17 protein-coding genes are annotated in these 17,064 nt (G+C 65.4%); 4 read left to right on the forward strand and 13 right to left on the reverse strand.

The window, feature by feature from the left end; all coding sequences use genetic code 11:
• Window positions 1–165: 165 nt before the first annotated feature.
• Both KVT37_RS00070 and KVT37_RS00075 read right to left on the reverse strand, forming a co-directional pair.
• The gene (locus tag KVT37_RS00070; RefSeq protein WP_217568447.1) at window positions 166–1,539 is read right to left on the reverse strand and encodes a PleD family two-component system response regulator; all 1,374 of its coding nucleotides are present in this window, start codon (window positions 1,537–1,539) and stop codon (window positions 166–168) included.
• A 33-nt stretch (window positions 1,540–1,572) separates the two neighbouring features.
• Entirely contained in the window at window positions 1,573–1,944 is a 372-nt protein-coding gene (locus tag KVT37_RS00075; RefSeq protein WP_027166515.1) for a response regulator, read from the reverse strand.
• A gap of 239 nt (window positions 1,945–2,183) precedes the next feature.
• Between KVT37_RS00075 and KVT37_RS00080 the strand changes: the two genes are divergently transcribed.
• Window positions 2,184–2,483: a DUF3572 domain-containing protein gene (locus tag KVT37_RS00080; protein WP_127227217.1), complete on the forward strand. Its 300-nt coding sequence runs from the start codon at window positions 2,184–2,186 to the stop codon at window positions 2,481–2,483.
• Window positions 2,480–3,133 (forward strand): hypothetical protein, encoded by a 654-nt coding sequence (locus KVT37_RS00085; RefSeq protein WP_217568449.1) that lies wholly within the window; start codon window positions 2,480–2,482, stop codon window positions 3,131–3,133. The genes KVT37_RS00080 and KVT37_RS00085 overlap by 4 nt, the downstream gene beginning before the upstream one ends.
• 8 nt (window positions 3,134–3,141) lie before the next feature.
• Here KVT37_RS00085 and KVT37_RS00090 read toward each other — a convergent pair whose 3' ends face one another.
• Window positions 3,142–4,752 carry a hypothetical protein gene (locus tag KVT37_RS00090; protein ID WP_217568451.1) on the reverse strand — a complete coding sequence of 537 codons (1,611 nt, stop codon included), beginning with the start codon at window positions 4,750–4,752 and terminating at the stop codon, window positions 3,142–3,144.
• Window positions 4,753–4,853: 101 nt separating this feature from the next.
• A complete protein-coding gene (locus KVT37_RS00095; protein ID WP_217568453.1) occupies window positions 4,854–5,429 on the reverse strand; it encodes a GNAT family N-acetyltransferase in 576 nt (191 codons plus the stop codon).
• Between the two features lie 65 nt (window positions 5,430–5,494).
• Between KVT37_RS00095 and KVT37_RS00100 the strand changes: the two genes are divergently transcribed.
• Window positions 5,495–6,823: a DNA polymerase IV gene (locus KVT37_RS00100; protein WP_217568455.1), complete on the forward strand. Its 1,329-nt coding sequence runs from the start codon at window positions 5,495–5,497 to the stop codon at window positions 6,821–6,823.
• 28 nt (window positions 6,824–6,851) lie between these two features.
• Here the strand turns inward: KVT37_RS00100 and KVT37_RS00105 are convergent, their stop codons facing one another.
• The 5 genes from KVT37_RS00105 to KVT37_RS00125 all read right to left on the reverse strand — a co-directional run bounded on the left by KVT37_RS00105 (window position 6,852) and on the right by KVT37_RS00125 (window position 11,464).
• Window positions 6,852–7,358 (reverse strand): hypothetical protein, encoded by a 507-nt coding sequence (locus tag KVT37_RS00105; RefSeq protein WP_217568457.1) that lies wholly within the window; start codon window positions 7,356–7,358, stop codon window positions 6,852–6,854.
• A gap of 157 nt (window positions 7,359–7,515) precedes the next feature.
• On the reverse strand, window positions 7,516–8,694 hold the full coding sequence (locus tag KVT37_RS00110) for a hypothetical protein (protein WP_217568459.1): 1,179 nt from the start codon (window positions 8,692–8,694) through the stop codon (window positions 7,516–7,518).
• Between the two features lie 44 nt (window positions 8,695–8,738).
• Window positions 8,739–9,749, reverse strand: coding sequence for a succinylglutamate desuccinylase/aspartoacylase family protein (locus KVT37_RS00115; RefSeq protein ID WP_217568461.1), 1,011 nt, complete (start codon window positions 9,747–9,749; stop codon window positions 8,739–8,741).
• Window positions 9,750–9,759: 10 nt separating this feature from the next.
• On the reverse strand, window positions 9,760–10,104 hold the full coding sequence (locus tag KVT37_RS00120) for a RidA family protein (RefSeq protein WP_217568463.1): 345 nt from the start codon (window positions 10,102–10,104) through the stop codon (window positions 9,760–9,762).
• 34 nt (window positions 10,105–10,138) lie between these two features.
• Complete coding sequence (locus tag KVT37_RS00125; RefSeq protein ID WP_217568465.1) at window positions 10,139–11,464, reverse strand: alanine racemase; 1,326 nt, start codon at window positions 11,462–11,464, stop codon at window positions 10,139–10,141.
• 65 nt (window positions 11,465–11,529) lie between these two features.
• On the opposite strand from KVT37_RS00125, the gene KVT37_RS00130 reads away from it, so the two are divergent.
• Entirely contained in the window at window positions 11,530–12,471 is a 942-nt protein-coding gene (locus tag KVT37_RS00130) for an amidohydrolase (RefSeq protein ID WP_217568467.1), read from the forward strand.
• On the opposite strand, the gene KVT37_RS00135 is transcribed toward KVT37_RS00130, so the two are convergent.
• From KVT37_RS00135 to KVT37_RS00150, 4 genes are read right to left on the reverse strand one after another with little or no spacing between them, the layout of a single operon-like run.
• The gene (locus KVT37_RS00135) at window positions 12,445–13,416 is read right to left on the reverse strand and encodes an ABC transporter permease (protein ID WP_217568469.1); all 972 of its coding nucleotides are present in this window, start codon (window positions 13,414–13,416) and stop codon (window positions 12,445–12,447) included. The genes KVT37_RS00130 and KVT37_RS00135 overlap by 27 nt on opposite strands.
• 2 nt (window positions 13,417–13,418) lie before the next feature.
• Window positions 13,419–14,378 carry an ABC transporter permease gene (locus KVT37_RS00140; protein ID WP_217568471.1) on the reverse strand — a complete coding sequence of 320 codons (960 nt, stop codon included), beginning with the start codon at window positions 14,376–14,378 and terminating at the stop codon, window positions 13,419–13,421.
• A complete protein-coding gene (locus tag KVT37_RS00145) occupies window positions 14,375–15,883 on the reverse strand; it encodes a sugar ABC transporter ATP-binding protein (RefSeq protein ID WP_217568473.1) in 1,509 nt (502 codons plus the stop codon). Before KVT37_RS00145 ends, KVT37_RS00140 begins: the two co-directional genes overlap by 4 nt.
• An 18-nt stretch (window positions 15,884–15,901) precedes the next feature.
• Window positions 15,902–16,954 carry an ABC transporter substrate-binding protein gene (locus KVT37_RS00150; RefSeq protein ID WP_217568474.1) on the reverse strand — a complete coding sequence of 351 codons (1,053 nt, stop codon included), beginning with the start codon at window positions 16,952–16,954 and terminating at the stop codon, window positions 15,902–15,904.
• Between the last annotated feature and the right edge of the window lie 110 nt (window positions 16,955–17,064).

Here is a 17,064-nt window from a genome sequence, read left to right on the forward strand (position 1 = left end):
TTCTTAACCACCGCTCGCGAATCGCTTGGGTTAAGGTAAATTCGTAACCCTGTGGGGGCGGCCAGGAATCAGCGCCTTTTGCGAAGCATGTCTCCGAAAGTGGGAATATGCGCAAAGCCTAAATGTAAAGCATAAACGGCGGATCTGGAAGTCCGGCGACGCGCGTCAGGCAGCCTTGGCGACCACCCGGTTGCGGCCGCCGCTTTTGGCTTCATAAAGCGCAAGGTCGGCGCGCTTCATCAGCGCCTGGACGCTGTCGGCCCCCTTCAGCAGCGAGGATACACCGACGCTGACCGTGACCTCGATCGTCTTGCCGTCGGTTCCGATGGCAAAAGGCGCCTGCGCGATCTCGGCGCGGATGCGCTCGGCCACCTTCTCGGCGACCGCGCCGTCGGTGTCCGGCATCACCACGACGAACTCCTCGCCGCCGAAGCGGCAGGCGAGATCGATGCCGCGCACATTCTTGCGCAGCCGCCTGGCGAACTCGCGCAGCACGTCGTCGCCGCCGTCATGGCCATGGGTGTCGTTGATCGACTTGAAGCGGTCGAGGTCGGTAATCATCACCGACAACGGCCGCCGCCGCGCCACGGCACGATCGAACAGCGTCTGCAGATGGCTGTCGAGGTAGCGCCGGTTGTGCAGCCCCGTCAGCCCATCGATCACCGCCATCTCGATCGTCTGGGCGACGCTGGCGCGCAATTGGTCGTTGTAGCGCTTGCGCCGCACCTGCGTGCGCAGGCGCGCCGTCAGCTCGTGCTGGTCGATCGGCCGGATCAGGTAATCGTTGATGCCGAGTTCCAGGCCGCGCAGGATGCGACCCTCCTCGCCCTCGTCGGCAAGCAGCATGATCGGCAGAAAGCGCGTGCGATCGAGCGAGCGCAGCTGCGAACACAGCCTGAGCGCATCGAAGTCGGCGAAGGCGGTCGAGATCAGCACGCATTCATAGGGCGTCTCGGCCGCCTGGAAGAATCCCGCATTCGGATCGGTCGCGACATCGAGCTCGGCGCTGTTGCGCAGCATCTTCTGGATGCGTTCGACGGAAGACCGGCGTTCGTCGATCAGCAGCACCTTCGGCTTGACGTCTTCGGTCGCGAAATCGCGGCTCAGGAGTTCCTCGATGCCGATATTGCGCGTCGTGGAGGCGCGCAGCCTGAGCTCGTCGGTCAGCGATTTCAGCCGGACCAGGCTCTTCACGCGCGTCATCAGTTGCAGGTCGTTGACCGGCTTGGTCAGAAAATCGTCGGCGCCGGCCTCGAGCCCGCGCACCCGGTCCGAGACCTGGTCGAGCGCGGTGATCATGACGACCGGGATATGCGAGGTCGCCGGATCGCTCTTCAGGCGCTTGCACACCTCGAAGCCGTCCATGTCGGGCATCATCACATCGAGCAGCACGACGTCGACCTTGCCGTTTTCGCAGGTTTCGATCGCATCCGGGCCGTTGTTGGCCGTCAGCACCTCGAAATACTCGGCCAGCAGCCGAACCTCCAGCAGCCGCACATTGGCGGGGATATCGTCGACGACGAGGATCCGCGCGGTCATCTCAAAAGGCTCCGGTTCTGCTGGTGTTCGGCATCAGGCATCGCCCAGATAGGATTTGATCGTCTCGATGAAGCGCGGCACCGAGATCGGTTTGGAAATATAGGCCTCGCAGCCGCCCTGGCGGATGCGCTCCTCATCGCCCTTCATGGCGAAGGCGGTGACGGCGATGACGGGAATCGAGTGCAATTCGTCGTCTTCCTTCAGCCATTTGGTCACTTCCAGGCCGGACACCTCGGGCAGTTGGATATCCATCAGGATGAGGTCCGGTCTGTGCTGGCGCGCCAGATCCAGCGCTTCCAGCCCATTGCGGGTGCGAACCGTCTCGTAACCGCTGGCTTCGATGAGGTCACGAAAGAGCTTCATGTTGAGCTCGTTGTCCTCGACGATCATGACCTTCTTAGCCATCAATTTCCCGTCCCGATCGCCCTCGAAGCCGAAGGCGATCGCAATGCGTCCCCTTCGGACCGCACCCAACCCTTTTCCACTCTAGCCCAATATGATTGACGAAACGGAAACCGGAGGTTGGAAAGCTGCACCAATTCCACCTTCGGACGTTGTACGGGAGAGAGCGGAGGCTTGCCGCAAGCGACGCTAGCCGCTACTGCGAAGGGAGACTCAAAAAATCCACCATTGCAAAGGTAATGATGGCGAACGCAGCGTCAATGCGCGAGGAAGCGGAAACCATTGCCGTCAAGGCGCTGGGCTTCGTCGCCGCCGACCCGGAACTTCTGCCCCGCTTCCTGGCGATCACCGGCATCGACGCGCAGTCGATCCGCAAAGCCGCCGCGGAGCCTGGCTTCCTCGCCGGCGTGCTGCAATTCATCCTCGCCCATGAGCCGACTCTGCTGCGCTTCGCCGAGGAGACCGGCACGCCGCCGGCCGCCGTCGGCAAGGCATTGCGCGCGCTTCCGCTAGGCAATGACGATCACGAGCGCTCGACATGAGCGACGATCCAGAGACGGCGCGGCAGATCGAGGAGCTTGCCGCCGATGACCGGCCGCTGCTGGTGCTCGACGTCGACGACGTCGTGCTGGAATTCATCCGGCCCTTCCCGCACTATCTGAAGTCGCGCGGTTTCGGCCTGACTCTCGCCTCCTTCCGCCTCACCGGCAACATCGCCGAGACCGCGACCGGCCGGCTGATCGAGCAGCCGGAAGTAACCGCGCTTCTCGGCGAATTTTTCGACGCTCAGGCCGATTGGCAAAGCATCACCGACGGCGCGTCGGATGCGCTGGCGATGCTCGGTCGAGGCGCCGAGATCGTCCTGCTGACCGCCATGCCGCACAGGCATCGCGCCGTGCGCCGCGCGCATCTCGATGCGCTGGGGCTCGACTACCCGCTGCTGACGACGGAGATGGCCAAGGGCCCGGCCATTGCGAAACTGCGCGGCACGAAAGGCCGGCCGGTCGCCTTCGTCGACGACCAGCCCTCCAACCTGGTCTCGGCGCGCAATTCCGTGCCGGACGCGCACCTCTTCCATCTTATGGCCGACAACGCGCTGCGCGCCTTCCTGCCGCCAACGCCCGAAGACATCATCTCGGTCGACAACTGGCGGGAGGCGGCCCCGAAGATCGCGGCCGCGCTCGGGCTGTAGAGCAGGCGTTAGGGCTGCAGCTTGGCGCCGGCCCCGCCATTGTCGCCGCCGCCATTGTCACCACCGCCTGAATCGTCGCCCCCGGTTGAATTGTCCGTTCCGTTCGCGCCGCCGTCGCCCGAGTTGTTGTCCTGGCCGGCGTTGTTGTCCTGACCCGCGCTGTCGTCCTGGGGGGCATCCGGCCCCTTCAGCATGGCGCCGTTGACCGTGACGGACCCGTCGGCCTTGGTGTTGATCATCCACTCCAGCCGGCCGTCCGGCAGCGTCTTGCCAAATCCCTTGACGGCCAGCGCAAACGGGAAGGCCTGCGCCATCTGCTCATCGCTCTTGGCTCCTTCCTTCAACGCATCGACGATCTTGTCATAGCCGGCGACGTCGATGGTCACGGTCGCGTCGGGTTTCTCGCCGGGAAACGTCATCTCGCCTTCCAGCGCAACCTCGATATTGCCGTTCTTCACCGTGCTGTGCGCGATCACCACCTTCGGATTCTTGGCCTTGAAATCAGCGACCAAAGCCGTGCCGAACTCGTCCGAAAGCGGCGGATTCTTATTGAGATCAAAGGCTTCGATCGCCTTCTTCGCCATCGTATCGAGATCGAGATTGGCGCCGCCGAAGTTGAGGTCGATATCGGTCGGCAGCAACGGGACGGTCCATTCGGGCAGGGTCTGATGCGGGATCGTCAGGCCGCTGGCCTTGATCGTGTAGTCGACCTTGCCGTTCTGGGAGACGCCGTCCATGCCGAATGCGGCGCTGAATTGCGCCGCCCCGAATTTGCCGACGGGGCTATCCACCTCGAAATCCTTGAAGCCGTAATTGCCATTGACCCTTTCCCAGACGGGCAGCGCGGCCAGCATCAGCGATTTGAGCTCTGCCTGGTTCGCCTTGAGCTGGGCTTCGTCCTCATTGGCCACGGCGAAGGCAAGCAGGTCGAGCAGGGGCTTCGTCCGCACGCCCTTGCCGTTCGCGTCCACCGACAGTTCCGGCGTTTTCAGGGTGAGCGGGAAGTTCAATCCATTTTCGGGATCATCGACCTTGATCATCTCGACGAAGTTCGAGATTTTTTGCGTGGCCGTGAAGTCGACGCCGCCACTGGCGGACTTGGTCGCGGTAATGGTGGCCGTGCCGGCGCCGGTCGAGACATCGGCTTGCTGCTTGGCTTCCCGGGACGTCATGGTCATCCCGGCCAATGAGCTGGTCGCGTTGGTGAAGGCCGCGAGCGCCGGATCGTAAACGCTGGTCAGCTTGCCGTCCTTGATCGTGAAGTCCATGCTCTGACGGCCTTCCGGCCCATCGAACTCGAAGGATGCGCCCTGCGAGAAATTCGACGAGACATCCCATGACCCGTCGCTGCGCGGCTTCACCATCAAGGCGTATGGCGCCATGTCGAATTTCAGGAGCTTTTGTTCCGGCACAAGATTGACGAGCGCTTTGACGTCGAGTGCGATCTTGTAGGCGTCGCCCTCCACCGAAACCTTGAGCACGCCCTTGTCGAACGCCTGCTTGCCGAAATAGCGCGCCAAATTGTCTGACAGCTGTTTGGCGCCCTGGTTGTCTACGGTTTGGGCAAAGCCGGGCGCGCTGAACGCAAGGGCAAAGGCAAGTGGCAAAATACGCTTCACGTCGGTTCTCCGTTGGTCTCGGAAGACGAAACAATCCGCCTCTGGTAGGCAAGAAGCGTTACAGCCGCAAGACGCCGACTGTAGGCCAAAAGCGCATCCGGCTAAAGCACCAGCCGCATCAGCGGCCGGCCCGGCTTGCGTTCGAGAAGCCTCTCGAAGCCGGCCTTCTCGAACACCCGCGAGGAGCCGACGAAAAGCCCGATCGAACGCGAATCGCGCGACAGGTCGATCGGGCAGGCTTCAAGCAGCCTGGCGCCGTTCTCACGCGCAAAGGCGATGCCGCTCTCGACGAGCCGGTGCGAGACGCCGCGGCCCCTCGCCTTGACGCGGATGAAGAAACAGGAGATCGCCCAGACGTTCGGGTCGCCTGCATCGGCCGGGTCGACCGGCGCCGACCCCCTGCCCAGATTGTTCCACTCGGGCACGTCGGCGCGCGGGCCGACCTGCATCCAGCCGACGGCCTTGCCGTCCTCGAACGCCAGCAGCCCCGGCGGCGGGCCCGCCTCTATGCGCGCCTTGATGAGATCCTTGTTGCGTTCCTTGTCGCTGGCGCGGCGTTCCGCCGGCGCCAGCCGGAAATGCGTGCACCAGCAGCCGTAGCAGGCACCCTGCTTGCCGAAGAGGTCTTCGAAATCGGGCCAGAGCTCGGGGGTCAGCGGTGCTATGGTCGTGCTCATGCGTTCTCCCCAGGCCAAGCTTGTTGCCAGCCTTGCGCTGTCGTACCATTGCGTTTGTTCTCTTTATGTTCGCAGCGATGGCGGCTCCTGTCAACAATCCCGAACACGGTTTTTGCCGTGACTGCCTGGCGCTCCAGCGCTCGGAGACGCGTCGCTGCGATCGCTGCGGCAGCCCGCGCCTTGTCCGCCACGCCGAACTTTACCGGCTGAGGATCGCCCATATCGATTGCGATGCCTTCTACGCGGCGATCGAAAAGCGCGACAACCCGGCGCTGAAGGACAGGCCGGTCATCGTCGGCGGCGGCCGGCGCGGCGTCGTCTCCACCGCCTGCTACATCGCCCGCATTCAGGGCGTGCGTTCGGCCATGCCGATGTTCAAGGCGCTCGAACTCTGCCCGGAAGCCGTCGTCGTTCCGCCCAATATGGAAAAATATGTCGGCGTTGGGCGCGAAGTCCGCGCGTTGATGCAGGCCTTGACGCCGCAGGTCGAGCCGCTGTCGATCGACGAGGCCTTTCTCGATCTCGCCGGCACCGAGCGACTGCACGGCATGCCGCCGGCACTGGTGCTGGCGCGCTTCGCGCAAACGGTGGAAAAGGAGCTCGGCATCACCGTTTCGGCCGGCCTCTCCTACTGCAAGTTCCTGGCCAAGATCGCCTCGGACTTCCGCAAGCCGCGCGGCTTTTCGGTGATTGGCGAGGCCGAGGCGCCGAGCTTTCTCGCCGCGCAGCCGGTGACCATGATCTGGGGCGTCGGCAAGGCGTTGGCCGCGACGCTGGAACGCGACGGCATCCGCATGATCGCCCAGCTGCAGCGCATGGATCGCGGCGACCTGATGCGCCGCTACGGCGTGATGGGCGACCGGCTCTACCGGCTGTCGCGCGGCGAGGACGACCGCCCGGTCAACCCTGACGGCGACGCCAAGAGCGTTTCGGCCGAAACCACCTTCGACACCGACATCGCCGCCCTGGCGGAACTGGTACCGGTGCTGCGCGGCTTGTCTGAAAAGGTCTCGGCGCGGCTGAAGAAATCCGGCATCGCCGGCCGCACCGTGGTGCTGAAGCTGAAGACGCAGGATTTCAAGCTCCGCACCCGCAACCGGCAGCTCGGCGACCCGACCCGCCTTGCCGACCGCATCTTCCAGACCGGGCTCGATCTGTTGCGCCGGGAGACCGACGGCACCAAATTCCGCCTGCTCGGCATCGGCGTCAGCGATCTTTCCGACGACGAAAAGGCCGATCCGCCCGACCTGGTCGACGTCCAGTCACGCAAGCGCGCGCTGGCAGAAGGCGCCATGGACGCGTTGCGCGACAAATTCGGCAGGAAAGCCGTCGAGACCGGCTACACATTCGGCAAGGGCCGCGCCGCCAATCCGCCGGAGCCGCTAGAGGAGTGACATCGAGGCAAGTCGATGTCCCTGGGGGCTATTTGGCGCGTTTGAGGTCGATCTGGCTCGTCACGACCATTTTGCCCGTGGCCGGATCCATGTCGGTGACCGTCATACGCATATCGTCGCCATCGACCTTCTCGACGGTCAGCTCCGCGTCGCGGTCGCCATTGATGATCTTCGCCCAATGGATGTCGAGGTTTATCGCGTTGCCTTCCCGGGCGCCGCTGAGCCCGGCCGGTCCGCTACGTGAGCCGATATAGGTGCCGGTATAGGTCTTGCCGTCGGTCTTCAGATCCGCCCGGATCTCGCGCGTCATGATCAGCAAGGCGCGGCAGGTGCCGTCGAGCGACAGCGAGTCCGCCGTGGCGTCCGACGTGAAGGAACAGGTGATGTTCATGATCGGAGAGTTCGTCCTGATCCGCACCGTTCCCTTGCCAGCGAACTTTCCCTGCAAAGAGCGCAGGAAGCCCGCCTCGTCGGCATGCGCGCCGGTCGCGCTGAGCAGGCAGGCGGCAAGGATGAGCGAGACGGTTGACCTCATCGATTCATGTCTCCCGGCGTGAATTGATTGAAAGCGTGGATTGGAAAGCGGCTTGCGGCTGTATAGGCGACAGAAGACTCAAAACGCCAGCGCCGGCGGCAGGTTCCGCCTTCGACATGACCGTTTTGCAACAATGCCAGGTTGAGCGAGCTCGCTCTCAGCCCCTCAGGGCCGAGCCGACCCAATCGAGCCGCGCGGCCGGCACAAGGCCATAATTGTAGAAATTGATGCCGTCGATGCCGGCCGCTCCCGCCGGCTTCACCTTCGCCGCCAGCACCTCTTGGCCCGACATCTCCGGGTAAAACAGCCGGTAACCGGTGCCGAGGAATTTCTCCGCGCCAAGCGCGGCGCGCCCCGCTTCGAGCAGTTCCCCGACATCGTCCGGCTGCATGTCGTAGGCGCACAGGATCGCCCCGTCGCAGACCTTGCCGAGCGCCGCAAGATCGCAGCCGCCGAGCCAGCCGTCCTTGAGGTCGATGATGAGCACCTTCGTCGCCGGATGCGCCACCTCGCGCAGTTCGGCGACCAGGCTGGTGACCGGCTCGAAGCGCCACAAGAGATAGGCGTGGAGTTCGGGCCAGGGCCGGAAGACATCGAGCCCGCCCGCCGGAAAATCGGGAAAGCGCCGCGCCGGTACCTCCCGCTCACAGGTCTCGACGATCCATTGCGCGACCAGCTTTCGCGCCGCCTCACCGTGGACGCCGGCTTTGGCCGCGCGTTCCAGACAAGACGGGCAGAAGCATAGCGAGAGGAGAAAATCATCCTCCGGTGCCAGCCCGACGCCGTCCTTTTCATGATGGTATTCATGCGCAAAGCCCATGAAACAAGGGCTTTCGAGCTCGATCCTGTCCGGCCTGTAGCCATGTGAGATATCGGCGACCAGCGCGCGGACATAGGCGCGCGCGTCGGCATGCGATGGACAGAGATTGTAATAATTGGGATCGCCGAAGGCGTTGCGGGTGACGGCTTGCGGGTACAGCATACCGAGGCGCGTGTTGTGCAGGCACACGGTCCAGCATGAGACTCCCGGCCCGCCTGCCTCACGGTGGCGGACAAGCTGGCCAAGCACGTCACCGCCCTTCTCGATCACATCCGCGACCTTCGGCTGGATGGCGAGATCGGCCCATCGCGCGGCCGTCGGCTTGAAATAGATCGTGCCATCCTCCGGAAAATAGGCTTTCCGCTTCGGGCTGCGCGGCTGCAGGAAGCGTCCGGCATGATAGGAGGTCGCCAGGCTGATCATGTTCAGCCCGGCGCGGTGCACAATGTCGCGCTCGACGGTCTCCAGGCCGAGATCCTGGATGTCCCACGGATAGGTCCATATCGAAAGCTGCATGCTGGTCCTCGGGTTTGCTGGCGCCGCCAGGCACTGGTTCGTTGTCAGCCTTCGACCGGCTCGGCCACCTGCAGCAGGCAGTCGCCGGCCTCGCACATCGTGTGCAGCCGGCGCGACAGCACGATGCCGCTTTCGGCAAAGTGCAAGGCTTCCTCGGCGGCGTCCAGCCGTTCGAAATCATGGTACCAGCCCGCCACCTGTCCGGCGCTGACGCTGTCGCCGAGCTTGACCGCCGGTTCGAACCAGCCGCGCCGCGTCGCGTAGAGACCCTGGCTGTGGCGCGACAGCGAAAGCAGCCGCGTCGGCGCCGCCGGCTCGGCCCCGGGCGCGAGCACCGGCGTCTCGACCACGCCCAGCGCAATCATGAGGCTGTCGAGCGCGCGGGCGGTCAGAGCCATCGTATCGACCGTCGCCGTGCCGCCGCCGCCGAACTCGCCGCTGACGCCGATGGCTCCAGCGCGACGCGCCGCGCCCATCGAGGTCGGCGATGCGTGGCCGTTGTCGGCGATGAAGCCATAGGGCATCCCGAGGGTGCGCATCAGGTCGACGCCGCGCCGGTGGCGTTCGGGTTCGGCGTTGCGTTCGACCAGCGCCGTCGGCAGATGCTCCATCGAGGTGCCGCCGGAATGGACGTCGAAGACGACGTCGTGACGGGCAAACAGTTCCTTCTCCAGAAAATGCGCAAGCCGGCTGGTCGGCGTGCCCGATGGGTCGCCTGGAAACGCCCGGTTGAGATTGCCGCCGTCGAGCGGCGAGCAGCGCTTGGCCGCCATCACCGCCGGAGCATTCGCCATCGGCAGGATGGTGACGCGGCCGCGGATTGCCGCCGGATCGAGGCGGCGCACCAGCTTCGCCAGCGACAGCTCGCCCTCATACTCGTCGCCGTGATTGCCGGCCATCAGCAGCAGCGATGGACCTTCGCCGTTGCGAATCAGGCAGATCGGCACCTTGACCTGGAAATAGGGCGACCGGTCGATCGAGAACGGGATGCTCAGATGAGCGAGCGTCTTGCCGTCACGGTCGAAATCGAGCGAGTGGACGAGGCCGGTATGCATGGCTCCCCTTTCAGACAGCCGCGACCGCGGTGACTTCGATGCGCAAGTCCGGATCGGCCAGCCGCGCCTCGACGCAGGCCCGGGCCGGCAGCCGCGCCGGATCGACCCAGGCGTCGTAGATCTTGTTCATCGCTTCGAAGTCGCCGATCTGCGGCAGGAAGATGTTGACCGCCACCAGCTTCGACTTGCTGCTGCCGGCCTCATCAAGAAGCGCCTCGACCTTGGCCAGCACGTCGCTCGTTTGCGCCTCGATTCCTGCCTTGCGGTCATTCGCGACCTGACCGGCTATGTGCACCATGCCGCCATAGGCCACCGCCTGCGACATGCGGGAGCCGGACTGGAAGTACTTGATCATAGCGGGTCCTTTCGAGGTTCTCTTCTTTGGCCGGTCAGCCGAAATAGGTGGGAAAAGCATGGGCGACGCGCCCGCCTTCGTCGACGCCGAAGATGACGCGATAGCGGTCGAGGCAGGTGCAGGGATGCGAGATACCGAATTCGATGACGTCGCCGACGGCGATGTCGTCGCCCGGCTGAAGCGACAAGAAGGCGTGCTGATCGTTGAGCTTGATGACTTGCGGCTTCACCGGCGAGGCGGGTAGCGGCTCACCGGCGCGATAAACGGCGAGCGGCTTCGGAAAACCCTGGTCGAACGAGACGTCGCGCATGCCCATGCCGCAGATGGCGAGGCCAGGTTCCGGCCGCGACAGCACTTCGGCCCAGACGCGCAGCGCCGGGCGGAATGAACGCCGCGCCGAAGCGCCGGCGCCGCCGATCGCGAAGCCGTCTCGCGCGTCGACCGCGCCGAGCGAGCGGTCGTAGACACCGTGGTCGTGGAAGAAGATGGCGCCGCTGCGCAGCACCAGCGTCGCATTGGGATCCTTGGCGACAAGGGCAGGAAGCAGCGCGACGACCCTGTCGAAGAACACTGACCCGCCGGCTGTCACCATCAATGGCGCCTCACCGCCGACCCGGGCGCGAAGCCTGAGGAACATGTCGCCGACATTGGCCAGCAACGCGGAGACGACTTCGTCGGTTCGCACCGGATCGGGTTGGGCGGCAGCCCCTTCATAGGTGGCGACCCCGGCGATCTGGAGCCGTCCGCCGGTCGCCGCGATGGCATCGGCGATCGCCTCGGCCTCGGCCGTGGTTCGCGCGCCGGCCCTTGCCACGCCGAGCTCGACCAGGACGCGCAAGGGCGGCAGAGCGCTATCGGCGCGCCAGGTCTGCGCAAGCGCGTCCACGGCAACGACCGAGTCGGCAAACACATAGAGCTCGGCTTCGGGCCAGGCGCCGACCAGTTTCGCGAGCCGGCCCGCGCCGCCAGCGCCGCCGACCTCATTGGCAATGATCAGCCGCGTCAGCCCGCCCTTCAGCATCACTGTCGCCTGCCTGATATCGGCGACCGTCGTGCCCCATGCCCCCGCTTCGACCAGCGAGCGGGCAAGGTCCGGCGCCATCGGCGTCTTGGCATGCGGCGCGACCTTGGCGCCGTGCTCGCGGGCATAGCGCAGGAACAGGTCGCGGTTGGATGTGAAGGCCGCCTCGTCGAGCGTGAGCAGCGGCAGGGCCATGCGTCCGTCGGCCGGATGCCAGCCTTGCGAAGCGACAAGGCCGCTGTCCAAGCCGGATGTGCCCGGCGGCACGCCGCGGATACGGTCGTCGAGCACGAAATTTTCATGCACGGCAAGCGGCAGGCCGGGTGTGTTCTCGCTCATCCGATGCTAACCCTTTCGCCGTTCCAGACTGATCGCCGGCGCCGGCCGTCGCCACGGAGAAACCTATGTCCAGCCCGTACTCCGGACCGATCGTCGACGCCCATCATCATCTGTGGGATCTCTCCCTCGGCCGACATCCCTGGCTCGCCGCAACCGCGGGCGAGCGTGGTGGATTGGGTGATCTTGATCGCCTGCGGCGGAACTATCTTCCCGAGGACTATCGGCGCGACGCCGCGAGGCACGACGTCGTCGCCACCGTCCATGTCGAAGCCGGATGGACCGCCGATGACAGTGTCGGCGAGACGCGCTGGCTGGAGACGCTGGACAAGGAGCGAGGCGTCGCCGCCCGCTATGTTGTCCACGTGCCGCTGGCTAGCCCGAATGCGCCGGCGCTCATCGAAGCGCAGGCCGCCTTCGACCGCGTCGCCGGCGTGCGCGAGATATTGAGCTGGGATCCCGATCCCGCCCGCCGCTTCGCCGCGCGCGACGGCATCATGGACGATCCGGCCTGGCGCGCCGGCCTTGGCCTGCTTGCCCGGCACGGGCTGTCCTTCGACCTGATGGTGTTCCCGCGCCAGCTGGCCGGCGCGGCGCGCCTCGCGGCATCGTTCCCGGACCAGCAATTCGTCCTCAACCATTGCGGCAGCCCGATCGACCGCGACGCCGAGGGCATGCTGAGATGGCGCGATGGGCTGCGGCTTCTCGCCGAGCGCGAAAACGTCGCCATCAAGATCTCGGACCTCGTCGCCTACGATCATGACTGGACGCTCGACAGCTTGCGGCCGGTGGTGCTGCACTGCATCGACTGTTTTGGCGCCCGCCGAGCCATGTTCGGCTCCGACTTTCCGGTCGCCGGAATGCATGCCTCGTTCGACGAGGTGTATGACAGCTTCAAGGCCATCACGGCCGACCTTTCCGCGGACGAGCAGGCGGCGCTGTTCTTCGGCAACGCAAGGCGCATCTACCGGCTGGACGACATCTCATCGGCGCGCCTGCTCCCTGCCTGAGAGAAGCAGCAGGCCCAGGATCAGCGAACCGAACAGGATGCTGCGCCAGCCGGGCGACGCATTGACCACGGTGATCAGCGCGGTGATCGTCACCAGAAGGATCGCCCCGGGGATCGTGCCGGCATAGGTGCCGAGCCCGCCCAGGATCGAGGTGCCGCCGAGCACCACGGCGGCGATCGAGGCGAGCAGGTATGGATCGCCGATCCCGACATAGCCCTGGCCGTTCATGCCGAGCACCAGCACGCCGGCCAGGCCCGCCGTGAAGCCGCTGATGCCGTAGACGGCGAGTGTCGTCGACGTCATGGGAACGCCCGACAAGGAAGCCGCCAGCGGATTGGCGCCCATGGCGAAGATGCGCGCGCCGAAAGGCGTTGCGTGCATGACCGTGAGCACGACGGCCGAGGTCGCAATCCACAGGATGATGCCCGCAGGAATGCCGGCCGGCCGCGCATTGCCGAGCCAATGGACCAGCGGGTTTTCGGCGGTGACGGCGCTGCCGCCGGCGATGATGATCAAAAGGCCCTGCAGGAAGGTCGCCATGGCGAGCGTCATGATCATCGGATGGACGCGCAGCAACGCCACGCCCAGACCGTTTATCACGCCGATGATCGTGGTCAGCACGAGCACCGCCAGGATGGACACGAGGCCGGTCGGATCGGCCTGCCATGACAGCAGCGGCAGGCTGATGGCGCTGACGGTGACGATCGCAGCCACCGACAGGTCGATGCCGCCGGCGATCACGACGAAGGTCTGACCCGCCGCGACAAGGCCGATGACCGCGCCGAGCTCGACAAGGTAGCGCAGATGACCATAGGCGCCGAAGCCGCGCGAGACGAAGCTCGCCACGATCCAGACGGCCGCGACGATGGCGAGCGTGAGAAACGGCCGGCTTTTCAGGATCGCGCTCGCGCGTTTGCCGCCGGCGCTGTCGTTCCAGGCTGTCATTTCTACACCTTGCGGAATTGCGGGATGGCGACGGCGCCGATGATGATCAGGCCTTGCGCGACATATTGCGCGACCGGCGTGAAGCCGAGGAAGAACATGACGCTGATCATCAGGCTGAGCAGCAGGCTGCCGGCGAGCGCGCCGCGCATCGTGCCTTGCCCGCCGAGGAAGCCGATGCCGCCAAGCACCGCCGCGGCGATCGAGTTCAGCGTGAAGGCCGTGCCGATCACCGGATCGCCCGAGCCCGTCTGCGCGGCGACGAACAGCCCAGCGCCCGTCGACAGCAATCCGCTGATCGCATAGGCGGCGACGCGCGCCGCGTCGACCGGCACGCCGGAGCGATAGGCACCGACCGGATTCTCGCCGGCAGCATAGAGGCTGAGGCCGAGCGGCGTGGCGAGGTAGAGCTTCCATAGCAGGACGATGACGACGAGCAGCACGAACGCCGCCGGCGTATCGCCGGCGAGCAGATCCGAGAGCCATGCCGGAATGGCGCCGCCCGGCCGCGGCAGGATCAACAGCGCCGCGCCGCCGATGATGAAGGAACCGGCAAGCGTCACCACGATCGCCGGCAGGCGTAGCTTGACGACAATGAAGCCGGTCGCCGCCCCGATACCCAGCCCTGTCAGCGCCACGGCGGCCGCGCCGCCGGCGACGCCAAACGGCCCGGCCATAGTGGTCGCGGCGATGACGGCGCCCAGGCTGACGGTGGCGCCGATCGCCAGGCTGATGCCGCCGGTCAGCATGAGGATCGCCTGCGCCATTGCCACCAGCGCCAGCGGGAACCAGCTCTGGGTGAACTTGGCGAAGCCGGAGGCGGCGAATAGGCCGGGAAACAGGACGCCATAGGCAATGAGGAATGCCAGCACGACGAGGAACAGGCTGCGCACGCCGATATTGCGGCGCGCCTGCACCGGCCAGTAGAGCGCGCCGGTGGATTTCGCGGAAGGAACGATGCTCATGCCGCGACCTTCTGCTTCTCTGCACCCATGGCCGCCGACACGATTGCCTCCTCGCTCAGCGCCGCTCGCTCCAGCGTCGCCGTGATGCGGCCTTCGCGCACGACGGCGACGCGATCGCATAGATGCACCAACTCCGACGTGTCGGAACTGAGCAGCACGACGGCCTTGCCGGCGGCGGCGAAGGTGCGCAGCATCAGATAGATTTCGCGCTTGGTCTCGACGTCGACGCCGCGCGTCGGGTCGTTGAGCAGAAGCACAAGCGGATCATGCGGCATCCATTTGGCCAGCGCGACCTTCTGCTGGTTGCCGCCGGACAGCGCCTGCGCCGGCCGCTGCAGATCGCCCTTGATGGCAAGCTGGGCGGCAAGGCTTTTTCCCGTCTCGCGTTCGGTCTTGCGGCTGCGCAGCTTCAGTGCCGGCAGCCTGGCGAAGGCAGGCAGCATCATGTTGGTGAGGATCGGATGGATCAGGTGCAAACCTTCCCGCTTTCGGTCGGCCGGCACGTAGGCGAGCCCAAGCGCGTTGGCCTTCGGCACACCGCCCGGCAGGCCCGATATTCCATTGACCACCGCCGATGCAGTCCTGCCTGGAATGGCGCCGTAGAGCCCGAGCAGCAGATCCTCCTGCCCCTGCCCGACCAGGCCGCCGATGCCCAGCACTTCTCCGGCCCGGATGTCGAGATCGACATCGCGCATCAGGCCGGCCGAGAATTTGCGCACGGAGATGGCCGTGGTCGTTGATACGAATGGCTGCCATTTCGGGAAAAGATCGCCGGGATCGCGGCCGACCATCAGCCGCACCAGGCCGGTGGCGTCGGTTCCCACCAGCGAACGGTCGGCCGTGCAAGTGCCGTCCTTGAGCACTGTGACATGCTGGCAGAGCGCCATCACCTCGTTCAGCCGGTGGGAGATATAGAGAATGGCGATGCCTTCTCCACGCAGCCGTTCCAAAAGGTCCGTCAGGATCTTCGTTTCGGTGGACGACAGCGATGAGGTCGGCTCGTCGAGGATGAGCACCCGCGGCTTGCGATAGAGCGCCTTGGCGATCTCGACCATCTGCCGGCGCCCGAGCGCAAGGTGCCCGACGGGCGTCGACAGCGGCTCGTTGAGCCCGACCAGCGCGCAGGCGGCTTTCGCTCGCGCGGCGAGCTCCTTGTAATCGATCAAGCCGAACCGTTTGGGATAGGCGCCCAGCCCGACGTTTTCGGCGATCGAAAGACTGGCTGTCAGGCTGAGCTCCTGCTGCACGACGGCAATGCCGGCCTGGCGCGCGAGCGCCGGCGTCATGCGCGGCACGGCGCGTCCGTCGACTTCGATCTCCCCGCCGTCCGGCCGCAGCGCGCCGGACAACAGGTTGATCAGGGTCGACTTTCCGGCGCCGTTCTCGCCGAGCAGCGCATGCACGCGGCCCGGCTGGAGAGCGATGGAAACGCCGCGCAGGACCGGGTTGCCGAAGAATGCCTTCGACACACCCCGCGCGGCCAGGAGCGGAGCCACGGTTGTCAATGCTACAACCCTTCCGGCTTATTTTTGCGCCAGCAGCTTCTTGAACAGCTCCTCATCGTAGGGCGAATAGATATAGCCGTCAGCCGGGAAATCCTTGGCGCGGGCGAGGTATTCGTCGATGTTGGAATTGTCGATGACCGGCAGCGGGATCTTGACGAAGGCCGGCACATCCTTGCCCTGCAGCGCCTGGACCGCTGTGTAGGCGGCGAAGGCGCCCAGCCAGTTCGGCTGCATGGTGGCCCAGCTCTTCAGGCCCTTTTCCTTCCACAGCTCGAGGAACTGGCGCGCGTTCTCGCCGGTGATCGGCACCTGGTCGCGGCCCTGCTTGTCGAGCGCCAGCACCGCGCCGGCGGACAGCGCGCCGCCGAGCGACAGGATGCCGTCGATCTCGGGGTTGGCGAAGAGCAGGCTGGTGACGGCTTCCTGAGCAGGCGCGACGTTGTAAGGCGTGTTCGTCTCGGCCAGGACCTTCACGTCGGGATGGGCCTTCAGCTCCGCGTCGGCGCCCTTGCGGCGATCGTCGCTGACCGAAATCCCGGCCGGGCCGTTGAGGATGAGGATCTTGCCCTTACCGCCGATGGCGTTGATCAGGAACTTGGCGGCCTGGTCGCCCCATTGCGAGGAATCGGTGTTGACCTTGGCGGTCACCTTGTCGGTGTCGACGAGGCTGTCGAAATTGATGATGGCGATACCCTTGGCGCAGGCGTCGGCCAGCACGCGCGCCGGCGCCGTCGAGGAGCCGGCGATCAGGATGATGGCATCGATGTTGGAATCGATCATCGACTGGATCTGCTGGATCTGCACATTGGCGTCGCCCTGGGCGTCGGTCACGACCAGCTTGTCGACAAGTCCCTGCTTCTTCAGCGTCTCGACCTCGGCTTCGATCGTGCCCTGCGTCTGCTTCATCCAGGTCGGCACGGAATAGATGTCGGCCCAGCCGATCGTATAGGGCGGCTTGCGATCGCCCTTGATGCAGTTGGCGGCCGCGTTGGCCGTGGTGCCGGCGCTCACGGCCAGGACGAGACCGAGGCAAAGGGCGCTGGCGGATGCGAAAAACGACGATTTCTTCATGACGGTTCCCCTTGGTGGCTATGTCCGGACGCGCGAAGTCGGGACGACAAAGACCCTCGGTCGCCGCATCGCGGAAACCGCTGCTTTCTCGTCTGGACTTTCTCTGCCCG

The sequence above is a fragment of the Mesorhizobium sp. GbtcB19 genome, assembly GCF_019091085.1.
GTDB lineage: Bacteria > Pseudomonadota > Alphaproteobacteria > Rhizobiales > Rhizobiaceae > Mesorhizobium.